This window comes from Arthrobacter sp. 01T419, from assembly GCF_056398865.1.
In genome coordinates, this window is record NZ_JBFTQF010000005.1 from 332,977 (window position 1) to 355,852 (window position 22,876).

Sequence of the window (22,876 nt, forward strand, 5' to 3'; positions counted from 1 at the left end):
GTGCGGCGCAGCCGTGCGGCGCCGTGTTGACGGCACCGCACGGCAAAATGGCTATGCCCGCACGGCCCTGATGGCGCGGTTGACGGCGGAGATGACTGCCTTGAGTGCTGCGGTGCTTGTGTTGGGATCGATACCGACACCCCAGAGGACCCGTTCGCCGACGGCGCATTCGACATATGCTGCCGCACTGGCGCTGCCGCCCTCGGACAACGCATGTTCCGAATAGTCCAGGACGCGGACGTCTACGCCGTCTTCACGCAGGATGTCCAGCAGCGCGGCGATAGGGCCGTTGCCCGTGCCGGTCCGCTGAACCACGGTGCCGTCCACGCGAAGGGCTGCGTGCAGGGTCAGCTCGCCGGATTCATCGGTCTCGGTGCGGATGGAGCCCAGAGAGTAGCGTCCCCACTGGCCATCGGCCGTGGTAGCCGGAAGGTATTCGTCCTGGAACATCGCCCACAGCTGTGCCCCGCTGACCTCGCCGCCCACGGTGTCGGTGCGGTGCTGGATGACGCCGGAGAATTCGATCTGTGCCCGGCGCGGCAGGTCCAGGCTGTGCTCGTTCTTGAGCAAGTACGCCACACCACCCTTGCCGGACTGGGAGTTGACGCGGATGACGGCCTCGTAGCTGCGGCCCAGGTCCTTGGGATCGATCGGCAGGTACGGTACCTGCCACGTGAAGTCGTCCACGGCCTTCCCAGCTGCGGCGGCTTCCTTTTCGAGGGCTTCGAAACCCTTCTTGATGGCGTCCTGGTGCGAACCGGAGAACGCCGTGAACACGAGATCGCCACCGTACGGGGAGCGTTCGGGGACGGGCAGCTGGTTGCAGTATTCCACGGTCCGACGGACCTCGTCGATGTCCGAGAAGTCGATCATCGGATCGACGCCTTGGACGAACATGTTCAGGCCCAAGGTGACAAGGTCCACGTTGCCGGTACGCTCGCCGTTGCCGAACAAGCAGCCTTCGATGCGATCGGCGCCTGCCAGGTAACCCAGCTCGGCTGCGGCGACACCCGTGCCGCGATCGTTGTGGGGGTGGAGGGAGATGATGATGCCGTCACGGGGATGCAGGTTCCGGTGCATCCATTCAATGGAATCGGCGTAAACATTGGGTGTGGCCATTTCCACGGTGGCAGGCAGGTTGATGATGACTTGCTTGTCCGCGGACGCTTCGAAAACGTCAGCAATAGCGTTGCAAACCCGCGCTGCGTACTCGAGCTCGGTTCCGGTGAAGGACTCCGGCGAATACTCGTAGGTGATATGGGTGTCCGTGAGGGTTTCCTCGTACTTCTTGCACAACCGCGCACCCTGGAGGGCAATATCCAGGATCCCGTCTTCGTCCTGGTTGAACACGACGCGGCGCTGGAGAACCGAGGTGGAGTTGTACAGGTGGACGATAGCCTGCTTGGCGCCCACGAGGGACTCGTACGTACGCTCGATGAGGTGTTCGCGCGCCTGGGTCAGGACCTGGATGGAAACGTCATCCGGAATGTGGCCACCTTCGATGAGCTGCCGCACGAAGTCGAAGTCGGTCTGCGAAGCGGACGGGAACCCGACTTCGATTTCCTTGTATCCCATCTTGACCAGCAGCTGGAACATTTTCAGCTTGCGTGCCGGGCTCATGGGGTCGATCAGGGCCTGGTTGCCGTCCCGCAGGTCCACGGCGCACCAGCGCGGGGCTTTGGTGATGACCTTGTCCGGCCAGGTGCGGTCCGGCAACTCCACGTTGATCTGGTCCTGGAAGGGCAGGTACCGGTGAATGGGCATTCCGGAGGGCTTTTGTGCGTTGCGCATGATTCGGGGCCTTTTCTCTTAATCTTGAAGGAAGATTGGCCGGGCATAGCTAACTCCGCAGCGAGGGTTGGCCTAGCGAAAATTCGCTTTCGAGGCCCCGCCGCGGCAGCTAAGGAGAAGCATTCCTGCACGCACCATTTCACAGTAACACGGGTGCGTATGATGACAATGCAATACCTGAAGCAACGTCCACTATGCAGACGCGGTTACGGTGGTGAGCCGGATCCGCTCGTCGTCCGAAGGAGTTCTTGTGCCACAGTCGGGGATCACACTGTCCAACATCGATGAAAGCGTTCGGCCGCAGGACGACCTCTACCAGCACGTCAATGGCGCGTGGCTGAAGTCGACCGTCATTCCGGACGACCGTGCGCTGGAGGGAACCTTCACTGCACTGCGCGATGGCGCTGAGTTGGCAGTCAAAGCGATCATCGAAGAGGCGGCCGCAAAGGGCGAGGACGCCAGTGGAATCGAGCGCAAAGTCGGTGAGCTCTACAACAGCTTCATGGACGAGGATGCCACAGAGGCCAAAGGCATGGAACCCATCCGCGCCCGGATCGATGAGGTCTTTGCCACCGCTTCGCCCGCAGAGGTTGTTGCCCTGACAGGGCGGCTGTTCCGCTCCGATGTTTCCGGCCTTTTCTCCATCTATCCTGCGCCCGACGCCGGGAACCCGGACCGGATCGTGTTGTACATCGGCCAGGGCGGCCTGGGGCTTCCCGACGAGTCCTACTACCGGGACGAGAAGTTCGAGCCAATCGTCAGTGCTTATGGCAAGTACGTCGCCAAGCTCTTCCGCCTGGCAGGCATTCCCGACGCCGACGCAGCGGCGGCGCGCATCGTCGCCTTCGAGAAGGCCCTGGCCTCGCACCACTGGGACAACGTGACCCTCCGGGACCCTCAGAAGACCTACAACCTCAAGACTGCGGATGAAGGGCGGGAACTGTTCCCCCTCTTGGACGCATGGTTCGACGCCGCACGGATTGAGGGCGACAAATTCACCGAGCTGGTGGTGAGCACGCCCGATTTCTTCACCGGTGCGGCCGCCCTTGTCGAGTCCGAGCCTCTTGCCACTTGGCAGGAATGGTTGGCTTTGCGGGTGCTCAATGCTGCCGCCCCCTATCTGTCGGCAGCCTTCGTCGATGCAAACTTCGATTTCTATGGCACCACCCTAAGCGGCACTCCGCAGAACAAGGACCGCTGGAAGCGTGGAGTCGCCGTCGTCGAAGCCGCCCTCGGAGAGGCGGTAGGACAGATCTATGTGGAGCGCCACTTCCCCGAGGGTTACAAGGCGAGGATGCAGACGTTGGTTGCCAAACTGATCGAGGCGTACCGCCAGAGCATCACTGACCTCGATTGGATGGGCGAAGACACCAAGGTGGAAGCCCTGAAGAAGCTCGAGGCCTTCCGGCCCAAGATTGGGTTCCCGGATAAGTGGATCGACTACTCCGCGGTCGACATTGACCCGACTGATCTGCTGGGGAACGTCGAGCGGGCGCATGACGCCGACGTCGACCGCCATCTTGATGAGATCGGTAAACCGGTTGATTTGAACAAGTGGCTCATGACCCCGCAGACTGTCAACGCCTACTACCACCCGATGCTGAACGAGATTGTTTTCCCCGCTGCCATCCTGCAGCCGCCCTTCTTCACGGCGGAGGCTGACGACGCCGTCAACTACGGCGGAATCGGTGCCATCATCGGACATGAGATCGGCCATGGTTTCGACGATCAGGGCTCCAAGTTCGATGGGACCGGCGCGCTGCGGAACTGGTGGAGCGAGGAAGACCGCACGGCCTTCGAAAGACTGGCGGCCAAGCTCGTGGCCCAATTCGACGCCCTTGCGCCGTATGCGGCTCCCGAGCATAAGGTCAACGGGAAGCTCACGCTAGGCGAAAACATCGGCGACTTGGGAGGCTTGACCATCGCATACAAGGCATACCTTCTGAGCCTTGACGGTGCGGAACCACCCGTCTTGGAGGGCCTCAGCGGCCAGCAGCGCTTCTTCATGTCTTGGGCTGCGGGCTGGCGCCAAGTCATCCGGCCCGAGGAAGCCATCCGGCGCGTCGCTACGGACCCGCACTCCCCCAACGAGTTCCGCACGAACGCCATCGCCAAAAACCTGGACTCATTCCATGAGGCGTTCGCCGTCGAAGCCGGGGACGGGATGTGGTTGTCACCGGAGGACCGCGTCAGTATTTGGTAAATAGCGACACAAACGAAGGGAGTGGGAACCACAGGCTATGGTCCCCGCTCCCTTCGCTTTGGTGTTTGGCTACCGGGTGATGAGGTAAGGGTTGACGGTCTGGCACTTTACGTCGCCTGCGGTCTGCTTGACGACGTCGGCCGGAACGGAAACCATTCCAAATTTTGTTCCCGTCGTGAAGTCGGTGCCCACGTATACCTGGACTCCGACGATGCCCGGAGACGGCTCGATTTGTGCTGCGGGAATGCCCAGCAGGTTGGCAACGTCCGGCGCAACGTCGGCATATCCGGTCCCGTAGTAGACGACCGTCTTGGATGCAGACGCGGCCAAGAAATGGCCGGCTTTGGTGAAACCGCCGCCAATGAGCGCGGCAGCGAGTTCCTGGCCTCGCGACGCGACGCCCGAACCGTCGGCTACCGTCACTGCTTGGAGCGCCTTGTTGTAGGCGGGGGCGGCAGGAGAACTGGGAGCCGGCGCTGCAGCCCCGGACGAGGGTGCCGTCGTCGGAGCAGGCGAAGCGCTCGGAGACGGGGCTGCCGTGGCGCCCGGGTTGGTCAGGTCCAGGTTCGTTCGCATGGCAGAAAACAACTGCGTGGCCCGCGGTTGGACCAGTTCGAGCCGGTTGATGTCGACGGCGGCGGGCTGGGTGGGGACCGAAACGAAGGCCACCTTGGACAAGTCAATGTCTTTGAGTCGGGTCCCGATCGTCAGGAGCGACTGGACGGAGGCCAAGCCGTCATCCACGGTGAGGTTCTTCGTGACGACGTCGGCGATCGAAAGCAGGCTCTGCGGATTGCTGAGCGTGCCATCAGCCTTGACTTTGCGGGTCAGCGAGGAAAGGAACCCCTGCTGTGCCTGGATGCGCCCGAGGTCGCTTCCATCACCAAAACCGTGGCGGGTCCGCAAGAAGGCCAAGGCCTGCTCGCCTTCGACTTTCGAGGTCCCCTTGGGGAGCCGAAGCCCGGAATCGGGGTCGAAGACGGCATCGCTCACGCATACGTCGACTCCGCCCACAGCCTTGGACAGTTCCTTGACGGCATTGAAGTCAGCCATCATGAAATGGTCAATCTCCAACCCGGTGAGCTTGTTCACGGTGTCCACCGCGCAGCCGATGCCGGCCTCAGCCATCGCTGAGTTGATCATGACGTTGTTGTGGGCCTCATAAACGGTGTTGGTTTTGGGGTCAGTGCACTTCGGGACATTTACCAAGAGATCACGGGGAAAGCTGGTGAGGCTCACCCTCTTGTTGTCCGCAGAAATGTCCAGAAGCATCATCACATCTGACTGGCCGTAGCCTGCGGAGTCCTGAGCAGAACCATATTGCGAGTTTTTCCCGTCCCGGGTGTCGGAACCAAGAATGAGGATCTGCAAGCGGTCCGTGGCATCGTTGGCCGCGGCCTCGGTTCTCGTGGCCCCTGCCGTCAAAGGTGCCTTGCTGATGTTCGACTGCAACCGGATGACCCAATAAGCGGCGAACGCGATGCCCGCAACGAGCAGCACAGACACCGACACTGAGGTGATCTTGAGCCAGAGCGGGAGCCCCTTGGGAGCATTCATGTGGCGGGGGGTGCTGCGGGCTTCCCCGTGGCGTGCAGCGCCGTGCGCACCAAGGGTGCCGGGCTCCTGTACGCGTGCATCGCGACGTCGCACTACGCGCTCAACCTTTCCTCGAAAAATGGGATTCGGGCCATTTTACGGGCCCAAACTGGGAAATCCCCAGCGGCTAGAATCCCAGCTTCACGAGTTGCTTCGGATCGCGCTGCCAATCCTTGGCTACCTTGACGTGCAGGTCGAGGTAGATCTTGGTTCCCAGAAGGGCTTCGATCCCCTTGCGAGCGTTGGTTCCAACCTCCCGCAAGCGGCTTCCGGCTTTACCGATGATGATGGCCTTTTGGGACGGGCGCTCAACGTAGAGATTGACCCGCACATCAAGGAGTGGATTGTCTTCGGACCGGCCTTCGCGGGGCAGGATTTCCTCCACCACCACAGCCAGGGAATGTGGAAGCTCGTCCCGGACACCTTCCAATGCGGCTTCGCGAATGAGTTCGGCAACCATGACAGCCTCAGGTTCATCCGTGAGTTCACCGTCCGGGTAGAGAGGCGGCGAAGAGGGCATGTGGCCAATGAGGACGTCGGCAACGGTATTGACCTGAAAGCCGTCGGTTGCGGAGACGGGAACGATGTCCGCCCAGCCTTGCTCGCCGAGCACCTCGCGGCCCAGTGCCGCGACTGCAAGGAGCTGTTCGGTCAGGGCCTGACGGTCCACGAGGTCGGTCTTGGTGACAATCGCGATGACGGGCTTGCGTCCGACGGCAGCTAACTGCGCAGCGATGTATTTGTCGCCCGGGCCGATTTTCTCGTTGGCCGGCAAACAAAAACCAATGGCATCCACTTCGGAAAGGGTGTCCGCCACGAGATCGTTGAGCCGCTTGCCAAGCAGGGTGCGCGGGCGGTGTAAACCCGGTGTGTCCACAAGGACGAGCTGGGCGTCTTCACGATGGACAATGCCGCGGATCGTGTGCCGTGTGGTCTGCGGCTTTGCCGAGGTGATGGCCACTTTTTGACCAACCAAAGCGTTCGTGAGGGTCGACTTGCCGGCATTCGGACGGCCCACAAGAACCGAGAAACCCGCGTGGAAGCCGCCGAAGTCCTGATCGGCGTCGAACTTCTTATTGTGCTTGCTCACGTGGAACTCCCTGTTGCGTTGTGTCGGCCTCGTCGAGAAGGTCTTCAAGGTCAGTGTCTTCTTTTGGAATGGCTGCCGCAATGATATGGCTGACCCGGTTTCGCCGGCCTTCCAGCCTATCGGCTTTGAGGGAGATCCCGTCCACCGCTACTGCGCTGCCTACAATAGGCACTTTGCCCAAGGTCTTGGCCAGGAGCCCGCCCACGGTGTCCACCTCGTCGTCGTCGAGGTCAATGTCGAAAAGCTCGCCGAGGTCGTCGATGCTCATCCGTGAACTGACGCGGAACGTACCATCACCCAGGTCGGTGACCTCCGCATCAGTGGAGTCGTACTCGTCTACGATCTCGCCCACGATTTCCTCAATGAGGTCCTCCAGCGTCACCAGTCCCGCCGTGCCACCGTATTCGTCAATGACCACAGCCACGTGCGTGGATTCTTGCTGAAGCTCGCTGAGGAGGTCGCTGACAGGCTTCGATTCCGGAACGAAACGGGCCTCCCGGGCTATCGCGTCCACATCGGGGCGTACGGAAGGTTGTTCCGGACGGTGCAATGCGGCGGCGACGTCCTTCAGGTAGAGAATGCCGCGGATCTGATCTGCGTTCTCACCGATAACGGGGATCCTTGAATAGCCGGAGCGCAGGAAAAGGGCCATGGCCTGCTCCAGGCTGGATCCCGACTCGATGCTCACAATGTCGGTTCGAGGGACCATCACCGAGCGGACCAAGGTGTCGCCGAAGTCGAAGACCGACTGAATGAGTTCGGCCTCGCTGTCCTCAATCATGTCCGATTCCGTTGCCCTGTCGACGAGCTCACGGAATTCTTCCTCGCTGAAGAACGCTTCATCGCCGCTCGGTGCACCAGGGGCTACCGTGCTTCCGATCGCTACGAGCCAGCCCGGAATGGGCCCCAGGACCCAGCACAGGAACCTGATGAGCGGGGCTGAGAAGCGGACCACGCCGCCTGAGTGGGCGCGCCCAAGTTGACGAGGCGAGACGCCCACCAACACGAAACCGATGACGGCCATGATGCCCGTCGCTGCCAGTCCGGCAAGCCAAACGTTGTCGAGGAGGCTGTGCATGACGACAGCGACAGCCACTGCTGCCGCCATCTCGAACCAGACCCGCCAGAAGCGCAGAGCGCGTATGTGGGCGATAGGTTGGGCGAGGATACTACGAAGCGAATTCCCTCGGCTCTTGACGATGGCTTGTTCTGCCTCATGCCGCGGCAGGAAGGTAAAGGCAGCCTCCGCCGCAGTCAGCAAGGCGACGAAGCTGAGGAACACCAACGCCATGCCGACCAGGATGAGTGAGGTCACTGCATGCTCTCCATGGGGGCGTCCTTGCCGAGGAACGCGGACAGCAGCTCACGCTGGAGGCCGAACATTTCCGCCTTCTCTTCCGGCTCAGCGTGATCGAAACCGAGGAGGTGGAGGATTCCGTGCGTACACAGCAGGAGCATTTCATCCTGGGTTGAATGACCGGCGTTGCGCGCTTGAACCTCGGCCACTTGCGGGCAGATGGCAATGTCGCCCAGCATGCCCTGCGGCGTCGGCTTACCCGGTGTTCCCGGCGTCAGCTCATCCATGGGAACCGAGAGGACATCGGTTGCCCCCGGCTCGTCCATGAGCTCGATGTGGAGCTTTTCCATGGCAGGTTCGTCCACCAGGAGGATGGAAAGTTCAGCCTGGGGGTGGATGTAGAGCCGTTCAAAGACGAAACGCGAAAGCGTCACCAATTGTGCCTCGTCCACCTGGACTCCGGACTCGTTGTTGACCTCGATGCTCATCTGCGTTCTCCCCGCTTGTCGTGCGCGGCCGCGTGCTGTGCACGCACCCGGTGCTTTTCGTCCCAAATGCTGTAAGCGGACACAATATCCGCGACCAGCCGGTGCCTGACCACGTCGGAAGCGTCCAACATCGTAAAGTTCACGCCGTCGATCCCAGTGAGGATTTCCTGGACGATACGCAGGCCCGACGTGGCGCCGAAGGGCAAGTCCACCTGGGTGATGTCCCCCGTGACGACCATCTTGGAACCAAAACCAAGCCGCGTGAGGAACATCTTCATCTGTTCCGCAGTGGTGTTCTGGGCCTCATCGAGGATGATGAATGCATCGTTGAGCGTGCGGCCGCGCATGTAGGCAAGCGGCGCCACCTCAATAGTTCCGGCAGCCATGAGGCGCGGGATCGACTCGGGGTCCATCATGTCGTGCAAGGCGTCGTACAAAGGACGCAAATATGGATCGATCTTGTCGCTCAGCGTTCCCGGCAAAAAGCCGAGGCGCTCTCCCGCCTCGACGGCGGGCCGGGTGAGGATGATGCGGCTGACTTCCTTGAGCTGGAGTGCCTGCACTGCCTTGGCCATTGCCAGGTACGTCTTACCGGTGCCCGCCGGGCCGATCCCGAAGATCACCGTGTTGTCGTCTATGGCGTCAACGTAGCTCTTCTGGTTCAGCGTTTTGGGGCGAATGGTGCGTCCGCGGCTGGAAAGAATGTTGTGGGTCAGCACTTCCACGGGATTCTGAAGGGACTGGCTGCGCAACAAGGAAACGAGCTGCTGGAGCACGTCCGGGGTGATAACAGTCCCCTTGCCGACCAAGCCGCGGACTTCTTCCAGGAGTCGCATGATCCGGGGAACATCGCTGGACGGGCCGCTGAAGGAAAGTTCGTTGCCACGCACATGAAAGTCGACGCCGGGGAACTGGGCTTCGATGTAGCGCAGTGCCTCGTCATGGCTGCCAAGGGTTTGAACCATCTGATCAGAGTTGTCGAAGACAACAACTTCCGTGCGGGCGCCTGGGACTGAGTGCGGGAACTCGGCCGGACCTGTGTCAACGCTGCCGGCCCTGGGCCGCCCGTTCAATGATTCTGTCATAGTGCTGGCCTTGTGGCCTGTGCTCCTCCGGCTTGGTGATGTCCATCGATTTACTCCGATGTCCGTTCGCTGGATGGGCGCAGGATCGCGGGCCTCGGATTGCTTTCAATCCTACGCCAGCCATTGTCCGGCATGGTTCCAGACCATCCCGGGGGCAGGGCCGCAGGCCGCCAATTCCAACGTCTTTTGTTTCAACTCCGCATCGACCTCGTATCAATAGCATTGCAGTTGCCCGGCCGGGTATCGAATAGCCGGTCAGCGCGGCAGGGACTATGACAAGCTGATTTATGGGCAAAAATGCCCTGGGCCCGGTCCGCGGGCGCACGACTCCCCGCCTGACAGCGGGCCGAACACGAGCAGGATTCCAACTATTACCAGGCCAGCCGGCATTCCACAGGACACACGCATGCGGAGACGTTCCGCCATGCTTGTGACCACGCTGACGGCTGCCTTGTTTCTTTCGGGTTGTGTTGCCGACCGCTCGGAACAGGCATCGACGACGCCGCTCCCCAACCCGACCGCCGCCCTGCAGGCGGCACCCGCTACCAATGCGCCGCTTGAGACAACTCAGGCGTCAAACAAGATTCCGGTGTACTGGATCGGACGAAGCGACACGGATATCTTCTTGTACCGCGAATTCCGTGACAACCCAGGCAACGAGAACCCGATCACCACCGCGCTGCGAATCATGATGTCGCAGAAGCCGTTGGATCACGATTTCTTCACGCCATGGCAAAATCCAAGCAACCTTGCGACGTCGATTTCCGGAAAGAACGTGGTCACGGTCGATATCTCCCGCGACGCGTTCAATTCCAACCTCGACTCCGGAATGGCGCAGCGAGCGGTCCAGCAACTCGTTTACACCGCTACTGCCGCTGCGGCGAGTTCAGGCTTGATCGACTCCGGACAGCTGATCAAGGTGACCATCCTGGTAGACGGGCACACGGACTACATGGCGTTCGGTCAGGTCAAGCTCGGTGATCCGATGGTCCGGGACGCAACTATGGTGGCACCTGTCTGGATCATTGACCCGCAGGAGGATCTGACTCTGCCTGCCGGTCCAGTCAAGTTCAATGGGCGCAGCACGGACCCGTCGAAGAAACTGCATTGGCAGATCCTCCGCGAGAACTCAAGCGGCGAGAAGACATCGTACCTGGCGGGTCAGACCACCGCCTCGACCGTGCCGGGACAAGGCGGTGCTTTCACCTTCACTGTGGGCCTCGGAGCGGGACGCTACGAATTGCGCGTTTCCATAGTGGGTCCCAACGACAACGACCTCTCCACGGATACCCGTTCCTTCAACGTCCGCTGACCAGGTACGTGCGCCTCGTGTTACGCGACGGGCTCGGCGACGCGGGCAATTGCGCCACGCCAGCAGCTTTCCTACCAGCGGCCCAATATGTCACTGGCCAGTACGACGGCGGCCGGGCCCGCCGTCGATGAGCGAAGGACGTGGTGCCCCAAGAGAGCGGTGACAGCACCGACGTCGCTCAGTTTGGTCACTTCGCGCGGCGAGATGCCGCCCTCCGGCCCCACGATGAGCAGGACTTCGCGCGCAGCTCCGGAATCCCCGTCGGAAAGCTGATCCTGCCACCACTCCAGGACCTCCCGCAGCGGGCGTTTTGCGTCCTCGTGCAGGATGATCGCCAGATCAGCAGCGGCAACGGCCGCCGCCAAACCGGAGCCGTCGACTGCGGCACGCACCTCGGGAATCCACGCGCGCCGCGCCTGTTTGGCGGCTGCGGTGGCCACCGATTGCCACTTCGCATGGGCTTTGGCGGCCCGCTCGCCCTTCCAACGGACAATGGAACGTTCCGCCTGCCATGGGACCACCGCGTCGATTCCGAGCTCCGTTGCCGTCTCGACGGCGAGCTCATCGCGGTCGCCCTTGGCCAGGGCCTGGACCAAAACGAGACGAACCATCGGCAGGTGCTCCTCCAAGACATCGGAGGCAAGAACTTCAAGGTTTCCCTGGCTGGACGCGGCCACTGTTCCGGTAAGCCGCTTTCCGGCGCCGTCGGCTATGTCGACCGCCTCACCGACTTCTAAACGCTTGACAGTGATAGCGTGCCTTGCCTCAGCGCCGTCGAGCACGAAGATGTCGCCCGGCCCGAGCCCGTCAAGCGTTCCGGCGGCCGTGAAAAATACGGGGTTGCTCACCGCTACAGGTTACCGAGCTTGTCCCGCAGCTTCGCAAACATACCGCCGCTGGCTACGAGCTTGCCCTCGGTGAACTGCTCGCCGCGCAATTTGGCCAGTTGGCGCAGCAACTCTTCCTGCGCGGCGTCGAGCTTGCCGGGCGTCTCGACGTGCAGGTGCACCTTGAGGTCTCCCCGGCCATAACCGCGGAGATGGGTGACGCCCAGTCCGCGCAAGGTGATGACCTCGCCGGACTGGGTCCCGGCCTTGACGTCGATCTCCTGGGCGCCGTCGAAAGTATCGAGCTGAAGCTCGGTACCCAGGGCCGCGGCCGTCATGGGAACGCTCAAGGTTGCGTGCAGGTCGTCGCCCTCACGAATGTAGGTGGAATCAGTGTTGACCCGAATCTCCACGTAGAGATCACCGGAAGGACCGCCGGCAGGACCCGCTTCGCCTTGCGACGACAACTGGATGCGCGTTCCGGTCGCCACACCACCAGGCACTTTGACGGTCAGCGAACGGCGGCTGCGGATGCGGCCCTGGCCGCTGCACTCGTTGCACGGATCCTTGATGATCGTTCCGAAACCTTCACAGGAACCACACGGTGCGGACGTCATGACCTGGCCCAGGATGGAGCGGACTGCACGCTGGACCTGACCCGAACCGCCGCAGATGTCGCAGCGCTCCGGGTGGGTGCCGGCGCGGCAACATGAGCCTTCGCACGTGGGACAGACCACCGCAGTGTCCACTTCAAGCTTCTTGTTGACTCCGAAGACGGCCTCACGCAAATCGATGCGGACGCTGATCAGGGCGTCTTGGCCGCGGCGCATACGTGATGCCGGTCCTTGCATGCCGCCACCACCTCCGCCAAAGAAAGTGTCGAAGATGTCTTGGAACGCGAATCCCTGGCCCGCATAGCCTCCACCGAAGCCGTTGTCGGTACCGTTCTCGTTACCCGTGGCGTCATACACGCGGCGCTTCTGGGGATCGGAGAGGACCTCGTAGGCGTGGGTCACGGCTTTGAATTCCTCGGCGGCGCCTTCCCCCGGGTTCACGTCGGGATGCAGCTTACGGGCGAGCTTGCGGTAGGCCTTCTTGATCTCCTCGCCGGTTGCTTCCGGTGAGACGCCCAGAACGTCATAGTGGCTGCTCAAAGTCGGTATCTCTTCCTTGTTGTAACTGCGTTTCTTGCGAGACGGGTTCCGGCCGGGGCCGTCAGCCGCCCAGAATACGGGAAAGGTAGCGTGCGACGGCGCGGACGGCCGCCATGGTGTTGGGATAGTCCATCCGGGTAGGTCCAAGAATGCCGATCTTGGCGCTACTGCCTGGACCGTAGCCGGTGGCCACCACCGATGCTTCGGAGAGACCGTCGTAGGGGTTCTCACGGCCGATGCTCACGGTGACTCCACGGGGGTCCTCCGCCATGTCCGAGAGCAGGCGCAACATGACCACCTGTTCCTCAAGAGCTTCGAGAACCGGTCCGATGCTCAGCGGGAAATCCACGTTGGAGCGGGCCAGGTTAGCCGTGCCTGCCATGACCATGCGTTCGTCCCGGCTCCTGTCGGCCAGCCTTTCCAGACCATGGGCAAGGACGCCTGCAAGGCCCCGAAGTGTTGGCGGGCACAGGGCAACTACCGACGGCAGGACCTGCGGCATGAGGTCAAGCTGCGAGCCGGCGATGCTTCCAAGGAAACGTCCGCGTAGGGCCATGAGGTCATCGTCAGTGGCATCCGCCCCTGCGTGCACCACGCCCTGTTCCACTTTGCCGGTATCCGCGATAAGTACCACCAGCACCTGGCGCGGAGCCAGAAGCACGAACTCAATGTGCCGAACCCGGGCGCGGCTCAGGTGCGGGTACTGCACGACGGCGACCTGGTTGGTCAGTTGGGACAGGAGCCGAACGGTGCGCTCAAGGATGTCCTCGACGTCGTCGGGTCCCTCAAGCAGCGAGTGGATGGCCCGACGTTCGGCGGCCGAAAGCGGTTTGACCTGGGAGATACGGTCGACGAAGAGGCGGTAGCCTTTGTCCGTGGGGATGCGGCCGGCACTAGTGTGCGGTGCGGCGATGAGTCCTTCTTCTTCCAAAAGGGCCATGTCGTTGCGGATGGTGGCGCTCGACACTCCCAAATGGTGCCGTTCGACCAAGGCTTTGGATCCGACGGGTTCGCGGGAGTGAACGTAGTCCTCCACGATGGCGCGCAACACTTCAAGCTTGCGTGGTTCGCTCACTGCCCACCTCCATTCAACCGCCAGTGCTGAACAGTTCCTACTCAGCGACCTGATATTCAATAGTTAGCACTCAACATGCCCAAGTGCTAACAAGTCTAGTATGAGCCACCACGTTGTTAGCATTGGTACCGCTCGCGGCGAACATGATTCCCGCGCGGTCCCGTGGAATGTCCAGGGCCGTCATTGATCCCCTAGCGCAAAGTGGTGTGAAGACCGTGTCTTACGACAATTGGGGCCCGCAAGATCTCTCCTCCCCTGCCAAGCGGCAGCTGCCGGAGGTGCCCGTTGAACGCGGGATGGTTCTCGAAGACGTGCAGTCCGGTTGGGTCGGGGCCGTGACCAGGGTCGAAAAGTCCGGCGGCATGCACATCGTGGTGCTGGAGGATCGCCGGGGAAAGAACAAGTCATTCCGGCTCGGCTTTGGATTCCTGCTCGACGGACAGCCAGTGAAACTTCTGCCACCCGCGCCACGCGCGGCCGCCGTCGTGGCTGCCGGGCAAGCAAGCCGCACAGCATCCGGATCCGTCCGGGTAGCCGGCCAGCGTGCCCAAGTCGCCAAGGCAAGCCGGATCTGGGTGGAAGGCAAACACGACGCAGAACTGGTGGAGAAGGTCTGGGGAGATGACCTCCGGGTGGAGGGAATCGTCGTCGAACCCCTGCATGGCGTGGACGACCTCAAGGCGGCGATTGCCGAGTTCTCTCCCGGCCCGGGCCGCAGGCTCGGGATCCTCGTGGATCACCTGGTGCCGGATTCGAAAGAGTCGCGGATCGCTGCCGACGCCATGACGCTGCCCGGCGCGCCAGGAAACGTCCTGATCGTGGGCCATCCCTATGTGGACGTCTGGCAGGCCATCCGTCCCAAGGTCCTGGGGATCGAGCAGTGGCCCACCATAGCCCGAGGCACCGATTGGAAGACCGGCATCCTGAAGTCGTTCGGCTGGCCACACACTACGGCCGAGGACGTCGGGCTTGGCTGGCAGAAGCTTCTCGGCGCCGTCCACAGCTACGCGGACCTGGAAGCCTCCCTGCTGGGTCGGGTGGAGGAAGTGATCGATTTCCTGACCGTGCCGTGACGGCGCTTTGCAGATTCGCTTCGCTTTCACGGCGGCTCCAGCGCAGTTTCCCCGGCCTAGGGTCAGGGAGTTGGTCCGCTGATCGCGTGCCGAGCAAGTATTCTGGGACAGCAACACTGCACCGATAGATACTCGAAGGAAGAAACTGTGGCAGACAACGCTCCTGACGAACGGGACGGCGCTTCGGGCCAGTCCCAGTACCACGGCGTTCCTGCCAATGCGCTGCCCTTGACGGCCTCCGAAGACCGGCAGTGGGCCACCCTTGCGCACTTTGGCGGAATCCTTGGCTGCGTGCCTTCGCTCCTGATCTACCTGATCTTCCGCGACCGTGGCCCGTTCACGGCACAGGAATCGAAAGAGGCGCTGAACTTCACTTTGCCGCCAACGATTGCCGCAGTGCTCGCGAACATCCTGGTCCTGCTCCCGGTGGTTGGAAACCTGTTCGCGGTCGTGGCCACGGCCATCTGGGTCGCTGTGACCTGCTTCTCGGTGTCTGCCGGCATTCGCGTCAACCACGGACAGCCGCACCGCTACCGTTTCAACCTGCGCTGGATCAAATAGCGATGGCGCGCAGGGCAGCCGCCCTCGTCAGTTCGCTACTCCGGGAGGATGCGGCGGACCACGGCATCAGCCAATAGCCGCCCCTTGAGCGTCAGTACCAGCCGTCCTTGGAAGGCTGCCGCAGGCTCCACCAGGCCGTCGGCGATGAGGCCCGCCACGGCATGGCGGCCGACCTTGTCGAGGGCATCGACCTGGAGCCCGGTGCCGAGGCGTGCCTCCAGCATGATGCGTTCCACTTCCCGCGTTCCGGCGTCGAGGGTTTCGCGCCCAGCGGCAGGAGAGACACCTTCACCGAGCCTGTTTGCATATGCGGTGGGGTGTTTGACGTTCCACCAGCGGACTCCGCCCATATGGGAATGCGCTCCGGGTCCGATGCCCCACCAGTCATCTCCCCGCCAGTAGGCAAGGTTGTGTTTGCAGGCCTGCTCGGATGTGCGGGACCAGTTGCTGACCTCGTACCAATTCAGCCCGGCTGCGCTGATCAGTTGATCGGCGAGTTCGTATTTGGCAGCGTGGTCGTCGTCGTCAATTCCCGGAACTTCACCGCGCCGGATCTGGGCGGCCAGCTTAGTGCCTTCTTCCACGATCAGTGCGTAGGCGCTGATGTGGTCCGGTTCGTAGGACAGGGCTGTTTCAAGGGAAGTCTGCCAATCCGCCATCGACTCACCGGGAGTTCCGTAGATGAGGTCGAGGCTTACCGCAAGTCCGGCGTCGCGTGCCCATTGGACCACCAACGGAACCCGGTTGGGCGTGTGGGTGCGGTCCAGAACCTTGAGGACGTGCGGCACCGCCGACTGCATGCCGAAGGAAACCCGCGTGAAGCCGGCATCAGCCAGCAGCTGGAGCGACTCGGGGGTCACCGAGTCTGGGTTGGCTTCAGTGGTGACTTCGGCCCCTGCTTCGATGCCCCAGTGCCCGACGGCGGCCATCAGGATGCGTGCCAGATCTTCAGCAGGCAGCAGCGTCGGTGTGCCGCCGCCGAAGAATACCGTGCTCAGGGGGCGATGCGGCAGCCCGGAGGCATCCATGGCCCGGACGGCGAACTCCACTTCCGAAATCGCCGTAGATGCGTAGGCGTCCTGGGATGCGCCGCCTCCAAGCTCTGTGGCGGTGTAGGTGTTGAAATCGCAGTATCCGCAGCGCACAGCGCAGAAGGGTATGTGGACGTAGAGTCCGAACTTGCGTGACTCTACACCGTCAAGCACCTGCGGCGGCAAGAGGCCGTCCGCAGGCGCCGGGTCTCCGAGGGGAAGGACACTAGGCACAGGACCCCCCGTGTGCCCGTGCCCTACGTGCCGGTCCGGACGTGTGTTGGGCGAAGAGCCCCATTACTTCTTGGCCTTGTCCTTGGATTCGTCAGTGGTCAGGGCTGCGATGAACGCTTCCTGCGGAACTTCCACGCGGCCCACCATCTTCATGCGCTTCTTGCCTTCCTTCTGCTTTTCCAGAAGTTTGCGCTTACGGGTGATGTCACCGCCATAGCACTTGGCAAGGACGTCCTTGCGGATGGCACGGATGCTTTCGCGGGCAATGATGCGCGAGCCGATGGCCGCCTGGATGGGCACCTCGAACTGCTGGCGGGGAATGAGCTCCCGCAGCTTGCCTGTCATCATGACGCCGTAGGCGTAGGCCTTGTCCCTGTGGGTGATGGCGCTGAAGGCGTCAACCTGCTCGCCTTGGAGCATGATGTCCACCTTGACCAGGTCGGCAACTTGCTCGCCGTCGGCCTTCCAGTCCAGCGAACCGTAGCCACGGGTCTTGGACTTGAGGATGTCGAAGAAGTCGAAGACGATCTCGGCCAGCGGCAGCCGGTAGCGGATTTCCACCCGGTCCTCGGACAGGTAGTCCATGCCGCCCATGACTCCACGGCGGCTCTGGCACAGTTCCATGATGGCGCCGACAAACTCGTTGGGAGCCAGGATGGTGGCGGACACCATCGGTTCGCGGACCTCCGAGATCTTGCCGGTGGGGTATTCGCTGGGGTTGGTGACGTGGATGACCCGCTTGTCCTCCAGCGTGACCTCGTACTCCACGTTGGGAGCGGTGGAGATGAGGTCCAGGTTGTACTCGCGCTCAAGGCGCTCACGGGTGATTTCCAGGTGCAGCAGGCCGAGGAAGCCGACGCGGAATCCGAATCCCAGAGCGGCCGACGTCTCCGGCTCATAGACGAGTGCGGCGTCGTTGAGCATGAGCTTCTCCAACGCGTCACGAAGCACCGGATAGTCCGTGCCGTCCAAGGGATACAGGCCGGAGAAGACCATGGGCTTGGCGTCTGCATAGCCGGCAAGGGATTCCGAGGCAGGCTTGGCCAGATTGGTTACAGTGTCCCCCACCTTCGACTGGCGGACGTCTTTCACGCCGGTGATCAGGTAGCCGACCTCGCCGACGCCCAGTCCCTTGGAGGGAGTGGGCTCCGGCGAGCTGACACCGATTTCCAGGAGCTCGTGGGTGGCACGGGTGGACATCATCTGGATCCGCTCGCGCGGGTGCAGCATGCCGTCCACGACGCGGACGTAGGTGACCACGCCGCGGTACGTGTCATAGACGGAGTCGAAAATCATGGCGCGCGCCGGGGCGTCGGGGTCGCCGACAGGCGCGGGTAAATCGCGGACGATCTTGTCCAGCAGGGCTTCCACGCCGGCGCCGGTTTTACCGGACACCCGCAGCACGTCCTCGGGGTCGCCGCCGATCAGGTTGGCGAGTTCCGCTGCGTACTTTTCGGGCTGGGCCGCTGGAAGGTCGATCTTGTTGAGCACCGGGATGATGGTGAGGTTGTTTTCCATCGCCAGGTAGAGGTTGGCCAAGGTCTGAGCCTCGATGCCCTGTGCCGCATCCACCAACAGGATTGCGCCTTCACAGGCCGCGAGCGAGCGGGAGACCTCATAGGTGAAGTCAACGTGGCCAGGTGTATCGATCATGTTCAAGGCGTAGCTGGTGCCCTCAAGTTCCCAAGGCATGCGGACAGCCTGGGACTTGATGGTGATGCCACGCTCGCGTTCGATATCCATGCGGTCCAGATACTGGGCCTTCATGTCGCGGGACTTAACGACGCCGGTGTACTGCAACATGCGGTCGGCCAAGGTGGATTTACCGTGGTCGATGTGGGCAATGATGCAGAAGTTCCGGATGATGGCCGGATCTGTCGCGGCGGGCACCGGTGCGGTGCGGGCCATGGGAGACACGCAGGTTCCTTACTGTCGACACTCACACGGCCGAACCCCGGACTGGTCTGGACCAATCCGGCCGATGCCGCATATCTGAACTTATAGTCTCCCATGAACACGACGCCGCTTGTGCACTGTGATCAGGCGCCGTTGCTTTGTGGGAGGCGCAGGATGGCGATGGAAAGTACGGTGGTGCCATGGCATCGGACACGCACCTGCTTGGCAGACTCCTCAAAGGCTCCTTGGGCTACCTTCGGCGGATCATCAGATCCCCCACCGGCACAGGAACCCGCCGGCCACCGAAAACCCGAACGTCAACGGAGGCAAGCCGCCCACGGAACGCAGGGACCGGCGTCGGGCAGCTTTCCCGGCCCTATCCGGGGGACTTCAGGGGCAACGTCTCTCCGAGGTACTCCCCCAACCCGGATGGCAAACCAGACCCCGGCGAGATTGTGTGGTCCTGGGTCCCCTACGAAGAGGATCATTCGCGGGGCAAGGACCGGCCGGTCCTCTTGATAGGGCGCGACGGCGGTTGGCTGCTGGGGCTGATGCTCACCAGCAAAGACCACGACAATGACCGCCGTTCAGACGACTACGTCGACATCGGGACAGGAGCTTGGGACGCCCAGGGGCGGCCCAGTGAGGTCAAGGTGGACCGGGTGGTACGCATCAACCCCTCGGACGTTCGGCGTGAGGGCGCCATCCTGGACAAACGCACTTTCCAAATGGTGTCGAATCGGCTCAACGGGCAACACGACTCGGCGTAAACGGTAAATCCCCGGAAAAGCGCCGAGTCTGATAATATTTATGGCTGTGTGTCCGTGCAGGTCGACGGCCACTCATGGTTGGCTGCCATAGGCATCCCCACGCCGCTCAGTCGATGGCCAACCTGAAAACCCTCTAGACCATTTCCGCATTAAAAAGAGAGTTCACACACGTGGCTAATATCAAGTCCCAGAAGAAGCGCATCCTCACCAACGAGAAGGCTCGCCTGCGTAACAACGCTGTCAAGTCTGAGCTGAAGACGGCCATCCGCGCCGTTGCCACCGCCGTTGAGTCCACGGACAAGGATGCCGCTGCAAAGGCTCTTGTTGCTGCCAGCCGTAAGCTGGATAAGGCTGTCAGCAAGGGCGTTATTCACAAGAACAACGCTGCAAACCGCAAGTCGGCGATCTCCAAAAAGGTCAACGCACTCTAAGGTTTTTCCAGTTCGACTGAGCTGAACGTGAGGCCGGCGCCCAATGGGTGCCGGCCTCAGGTATTTAAGACTCTGCCACGGATGCCGTGGCACGGGTCACTGGAGCTACTGACGATGCGGAATGGACATGCGACGCTGAGTCCGACTGACGTCGCGCAAATGGACCAGTGACGCGCGTATTCCGGCATCGCCAGGAATCGTACGTGTCGCCCAACAATCCGGGTGTCGCGGGCCTGCTCTAGCGGCCCCGGGCCGAGGCAGCAATGACTGTGACAGCGTGCTCCACCGCGTACACGGGATCCCGCGCGAGTCCTTTGACTTGGGCGTCGGCTTCAGCCGTGACCTGGATGGAACGGATCAGGCCTTCAGGAGTCCAGCGCCGGACGTCCCGCTGTGCCTGTTCCACCAGCCAGGGCTGCATGCCAAGCTGCTTGGCAATCTGTGCGGACGAGCCCTGGGCTCCCGCGACTTTGGCAAGGATGCGAAGCTTTGCGGCAAGGGCGGCAACCAGCGGGACGGGGTCAACCCCAGTGGCCAGGGCATGCCGGAGGCTGGACAGGGCCTGCGGTCCATTTCCGGCCATGGCGGCGTCCGCCACCTTGAAGGCAGTGGCTTCCACACGGCCGCCGTAGTAGCGCTCCACTGTGGCTGCGTCCACAGCCGTGGTGGCATCCGCGATGAGCTGGTTGCATGCTGCCGCGAGCTCCGAGAGGCTGGCACCGACTGCGTTGACGAGGGCCTGGACTGCTTCCGCCTCGATGCGCCGGCCGCCTGCCTTGAATTCCGAGATGACGAATGCTGTTTTCTCGGCATCCTTTTTCAAGGGCTGGCAATCTACTACCGGCCATCCGGAGGACTTGATGGAGTCCAGAAGTTTCTTGCCGCGCACCCCGCCGCCGTGACGCAGGACCAACACGACGTCGTTCTCCGGTTGGGCTACGTATTTCAAAGCATCGGCAAGGAAGGCATCGTTCATGGACTCGAGGCCCTCGATCTCGATGAGCTTGGCCTCGTCGAACAGTGACGGCGTGACGGTCATCGCTAGGGAACCGGACTCATAGCTTCCTGCGTTGAGTTTGCTGATTTCCACCTCCGGTGCGGTGGCCCGCACTTGGGAACGGACCCGATCCATCGCACGGATTCCGAGGTACTCCTCAGGGCCGGTAATGAGCACTACGGCGGACGGCGTGACCTCCCGCCAGCTGACGGTGTTTGCCGCGGCGGTTTTAGCCTTGGAGACCGGGGCAGCAGCCAATGTTGCTTCCTTCCAGAGGGGTTTTTGCAGATTCCCAGTCTCCCACGTTCAGCGTTCGGGACAGTGATCCTCAACCCCGCGGGCTGCCTGCCGGGCAGCAGCGAACCGTCGGAAGGGGCTTTTGTCCATCGGCGACGGACAGTAGACTCCCCGGCGGCCATGAGGAACACCAGCCGGCCGTGCAAGTCCAACACGGTGTAGCTGGCCCACGCTGGATGCAAGACAAACCACGCCAACAGGATTGTCACAACGGACCACAGAAGCATGGTGGCAATTCCCGTGAGCCCTTCCGGCCAAGGCAGGGCCGCCCCTGGAAGTCCTGCGAAAAACCGGGCGATGACCGCCACCATTCCCGCACTCGCCCCGGAAATGGCCATAGGAATGACTGCAAGCCAGGGAATCAACGGAACGAGCGGCACTGCAATGGTCCCGAGGATCGTCACGGGTGCGACAAACGGAGCAACCGCGATATTGGTGAGCAATGAGTAGCTGGAGAACTGCGGTTGCAAGGCCACAATCGCCGGGCTGCACAAAAGTTGCGCGGACAAGGGAACGGCAATGGCGGAAGCCAGCCAGGAAGGCATCCAAAGCGGGGCCCAAGTTGCTATGGGCCGTGCCAACAGGACAATTCCCAGTGTGGCGAGGACAGACAAGAGAAATCCGACGCTCATTCCGAGTGAAGGATCCAGAATGAGCAGGCCAGTCACGGCAAGGCAGAGAAAGCCCAGGCTCCGGCCCCGCCGCCCGCCACTTAGCGCGGCGAGGCCGATGGCACCCATCACGGCCGCCCTCAGGACGCTCGCATCTGGGCCGACCATGATGACAAAGCCCGCCAAGCCGGCAAGGGCCACTATTGCCGCCACTCCCCTGGCAAGCCGAAAGGTCCTGGCCAAAAGCACCAGGCCGCCAAGAATGAGACTGCAGTTTGCGCCGCTCACGGCCGTGAGGTGGGTGGTCCCGGTGGTTTTCATCGCAGCCTCCAGGCCTTCGTCCAAGCCGGTGGTGTCGCCGGTGACCATTCCAGGTAGGAGTCCGGCTGCGTCGCCCTGCAACCACTCGGCGGCGGAGCCGAATTGTTTCTTCAACTGCGCCGGACCTTGCGGCATATCGCCCTTCATTTCCGGCCGGCGTTGCGCGTCCGGCCGCATGGGAGGAGTGGCAGCCGCGAGGACGCCAGCCTCCACCTGTCCTGTTTTAGCCTGTTTTAGCTTTCCGGCAGTTCTTACCACTTGTCCCGGTTCAACCTGGCCCCAGCTTTCACCTCCGGTCAGCAGAATTCGTGCGCGGGAGCGGATCAGCATCCCATCGGCGGCAATATCAATCACTTCCGCGGGCACGGCCCATCTTCCCGATCCCCGTGAGTCGGTGCCCAGTTCTCGGGGATCTCCCACAATCAGTGCGTGGATGACAACCGAGTCGCGCGACGCCGAAGCCTCGGCAACCGGACCTTGGCGCGGTCCGGCATCCATCGCGGCATGGGCTGCCACAGCCGCTCCGAACAAACACGCGACGGCCAAAGTGGCGGGAATGGTTCGTAGGCTCGCACGCGGGATACGCCTCCGTAAGGCGCCCGCGTGTCCGTGCCCTGCGTGCCGTTGAGGGGTTTGTCGAGTCTGAGGTATCCGTTGACGTCCGCCTCGCAGCAGAAGCCCCGCGACGACGCAGAGGCCCGCACACAGGGCCACTATCCACGTCGTAGGCAAGAAC

19 protein-coding genes are annotated in these 22,876 nt (G+C 62.3%); 6 read left to right on the forward strand and 13 right to left on the reverse strand.

What is annotated here, in order from left to right:
• Positions 1-51: 51 nt before the first annotated feature.
• Positions 52-1,791 (reverse strand): 2-isopropylmalate synthase, encoded by a 1,740-nt coding sequence (gene leuA / locus AC1DLO_RS10620; protein WP_476889716.1) that lies wholly within the window; start codon positions 1,789-1,791, stop codon positions 52-54.
• 250 nt (positions 1,792-2,041) lie between these two features.
• Between leuA and AC1DLO_RS10625 the strand changes: the two genes are divergently transcribed.
• The gene (locus AC1DLO_RS10625; protein ID WP_476889717.1) at positions 2,042-3,994 is read left to right on the forward strand and encodes a M13 family metallopeptidase; all 1,953 of its coding nucleotides are present in this window, start codon (positions 2,042-2,044) and stop codon (positions 3,992-3,994) included.
• 69 nt (positions 3,995-4,063) lie between these two features.
• Here the strand turns inward: AC1DLO_RS10625 and AC1DLO_RS10630 are convergent, their stop codons facing one another.
• The 5 genes from AC1DLO_RS10630 to AC1DLO_RS10650 form a co-directional block, all read right to left on the reverse strand.
• The gene (locus AC1DLO_RS10630) at positions 4,064-5,644 is read right to left on the reverse strand and encodes an LCP family protein (protein ID WP_476889718.1); all 1,581 of its coding nucleotides are present in this window, start codon (positions 5,642-5,644) and stop codon (positions 4,064-4,066) included.
• A gap of 73 nt (positions 5,645-5,717) precedes the next feature.
• The gene (era, locus tag AC1DLO_RS10635) at positions 5,718-6,680 is read right to left on the reverse strand and encodes a GTPase Era (protein ID WP_184735115.1); all 963 of its coding nucleotides are present in this window, start codon (positions 6,678-6,680) and stop codon (positions 5,718-5,720) included.
• Positions 6,664-7,995 (reverse strand): hemolysin family protein, encoded by a 1,332-nt coding sequence (locus tag AC1DLO_RS10640; RefSeq protein WP_476889719.1) that lies wholly within the window; start codon positions 7,993-7,995, stop codon positions 6,664-6,666. Before AC1DLO_RS10640 ends, era begins: the two co-directional genes overlap by 17 nt.
• Complete coding sequence (gene ybeY, locus AC1DLO_RS10645; RefSeq protein WP_476889720.1) at positions 7,992-8,465, reverse strand: rRNA maturation RNase YbeY; 474 nt, start codon at positions 8,463-8,465, stop codon at positions 7,992-7,994. Before ybeY ends, AC1DLO_RS10640 begins: the two co-directional genes overlap by 4 nt.
• On the reverse strand, positions 8,462-9,550 hold the full coding sequence (locus AC1DLO_RS10650; protein ID WP_476889721.1) for a PhoH family protein: 1,089 nt from the start codon (positions 9,548-9,550) through the stop codon (positions 8,462-8,464). The genes ybeY and AC1DLO_RS10650 overlap by 4 nt, the downstream gene beginning before the upstream one ends.
• A 406-nt stretch (positions 9,551-9,956) precedes the next feature.
• Here AC1DLO_RS10650 and AC1DLO_RS10655 point away from each other — a divergent pair, with 406 nt between their 5' ends.
• Entirely contained in the window at positions 9,957-10,862 is a 906-nt protein-coding gene (locus AC1DLO_RS10655; protein ID WP_476889722.1) for a GerMN domain-containing protein, read from the forward strand.
• A 71-nt stretch (positions 10,863-10,933) separates the two neighbouring features.
• On the opposite strand, the gene AC1DLO_RS10660 is transcribed toward AC1DLO_RS10655, so the two are convergent.
• The 3 genes from AC1DLO_RS10660 to hrcA form a co-directional block, all read right to left on the reverse strand.
• Positions 10,934-11,710, reverse strand: a complete 777-nt coding sequence (locus tag AC1DLO_RS10660; RefSeq protein ID WP_476889723.1) for a 16S rRNA (uracil(1498)-N(3))-methyltransferase — start codon at positions 11,708-11,710, stop codon at positions 10,934-10,936.
• Positions 11,711-11,712: 2 nt separating this feature from the next.
• The gene (gene dnaJ / locus AC1DLO_RS10665) at positions 11,713-12,843 is read right to left on the reverse strand and encodes a molecular chaperone DnaJ (RefSeq protein WP_476889724.1); all 1,131 of its coding nucleotides are present in this window, start codon (positions 12,841-12,843) and stop codon (positions 11,713-11,715) included.
• A gap of 61 nt (positions 12,844-12,904) precedes the next feature.
• Positions 12,905-13,918, reverse strand: a complete 1,014-nt coding sequence (hrcA, locus tag AC1DLO_RS10670) for a heat-inducible transcriptional repressor HrcA (protein WP_476889725.1) — start codon at positions 13,916-13,918, stop codon at positions 12,905-12,907.
• 215 nt (positions 13,919-14,133) lie between these two features.
• Here hrcA and AC1DLO_RS10675 point away from each other — a divergent pair, with 215 nt between their 5' ends.
• Complete coding sequence (locus AC1DLO_RS10675) at positions 14,134-14,991, forward strand: DUF3097 domain-containing protein (protein WP_476889726.1); 858 nt, start codon at positions 14,134-14,136, stop codon at positions 14,989-14,991.
• Between the two features lie 147 nt (positions 14,992-15,138).
• Positions 15,139-15,552: a DUF4870 domain-containing protein gene (locus AC1DLO_RS10680; RefSeq protein WP_184735097.1), complete on the forward strand. Its 414-nt coding sequence runs from the start codon at positions 15,139-15,141 to the stop codon at positions 15,550-15,552.
• A gap of 35 nt (positions 15,553-15,587) precedes the next feature.
• Here the strand turns inward: AC1DLO_RS10680 and hemW are convergent, their stop codons facing one another.
• Both hemW and lepA read right to left on the reverse strand, forming a co-directional pair.
• The gene (hemW, locus tag AC1DLO_RS10685; protein ID WP_476889727.1) at positions 15,588-16,817 is read right to left on the reverse strand and encodes a radical SAM family heme chaperone HemW; all 1,230 of its coding nucleotides are present in this window, start codon (positions 16,815-16,817) and stop codon (positions 15,588-15,590) included.
• A gap of 63 nt (positions 16,818-16,880) precedes the next feature.
• Complete coding sequence (gene lepA / locus AC1DLO_RS10690; RefSeq protein ID WP_184735093.1) at positions 16,881-18,734, reverse strand: translation elongation factor 4; 1,854 nt, start codon at positions 18,732-18,734, stop codon at positions 16,881-16,883.
• Positions 18,735-18,913: 179 nt separating this feature from the next.
• Here lepA and AC1DLO_RS10695 point away from each other — a divergent pair, with 179 nt between their 5' ends.
• Both AC1DLO_RS10695 and rpsT read left to right on the forward strand, forming a co-directional pair.
• Positions 18,914-19,483, forward strand: coding sequence for a type II toxin-antitoxin system PemK/MazF family toxin (locus AC1DLO_RS10695; protein ID WP_476889728.1), 570 nt, complete (start codon positions 18,914-18,916; stop codon positions 19,481-19,483).
• 170 nt (positions 19,484-19,653) lie between these two features.
• The gene (rpsT, locus tag AC1DLO_RS10700; RefSeq protein WP_028267110.1) at positions 19,654-19,914 is read left to right on the forward strand and encodes a 30S ribosomal protein S20; all 261 of its coding nucleotides are present in this window, start codon (positions 19,654-19,656) and stop codon (positions 19,912-19,914) included.
• Positions 19,915-20,152: 238 nt separating this feature from the next.
• Here the strand turns inward: rpsT and holA are convergent, their stop codons facing one another.
• Both holA and AC1DLO_RS10710 read right to left on the reverse strand, forming a co-directional pair.
• Complete coding sequence (gene holA, locus AC1DLO_RS10705; protein ID WP_476889729.1) at positions 20,153-21,169, reverse strand: DNA polymerase III subunit delta; 1,017 nt, start codon at positions 21,167-21,169, stop codon at positions 20,153-20,155.
• Positions 21,088-22,656 carry a ComEC/Rec2 family competence protein gene (locus AC1DLO_RS10710; protein ID WP_476889730.1) on the reverse strand — a complete coding sequence of 523 codons (1,569 nt, stop codon included), beginning with the start codon at positions 22,654-22,656 and terminating at the stop codon, positions 21,088-21,090. Before AC1DLO_RS10710 ends, holA begins: the two co-directional genes overlap by 82 nt.
• Between the last annotated feature and the right edge of the window lie 220 nt (positions 22,657-22,876).

Bases quoted from the DNA above. Each gene is read 5' to 3' on its own strand.
- AC1DLO_RS10695 (WP_476889728.1), top strand. From the start codon at position 18,914: ATGGCATCGGACACGCACCTGCTTGGCAGACTCCTCAAAGGCTCCTTG.
- AC1DLO_RS10650 (WP_476889721.1), bottom strand. From the start codon at position 9,550: ATGACAGAATCATTGAACGGGCGGCCCAGGGCCGGCAGCGTTGACACA.
- ybeY (WP_476889720.1), bottom strand. From the start codon at position 8,465: ATGAGCATCGAGGTCAACAACGAGTCCGGAGTCCAGGTGGACGAGGCA.
- leuA (WP_476889716.1), bottom strand. From the start codon at position 1,791: ATGCGCAACGCACAAAAGCCCTCCGGAATGCCCATTCACCGGTACCTG.
- AC1DLO_RS10655 (WP_476889722.1), top strand. From the start codon at position 9,957: ATGCGGAGACGTTCCGCCATGCTTGTGACCACGCTGACGGCTGCCTTG.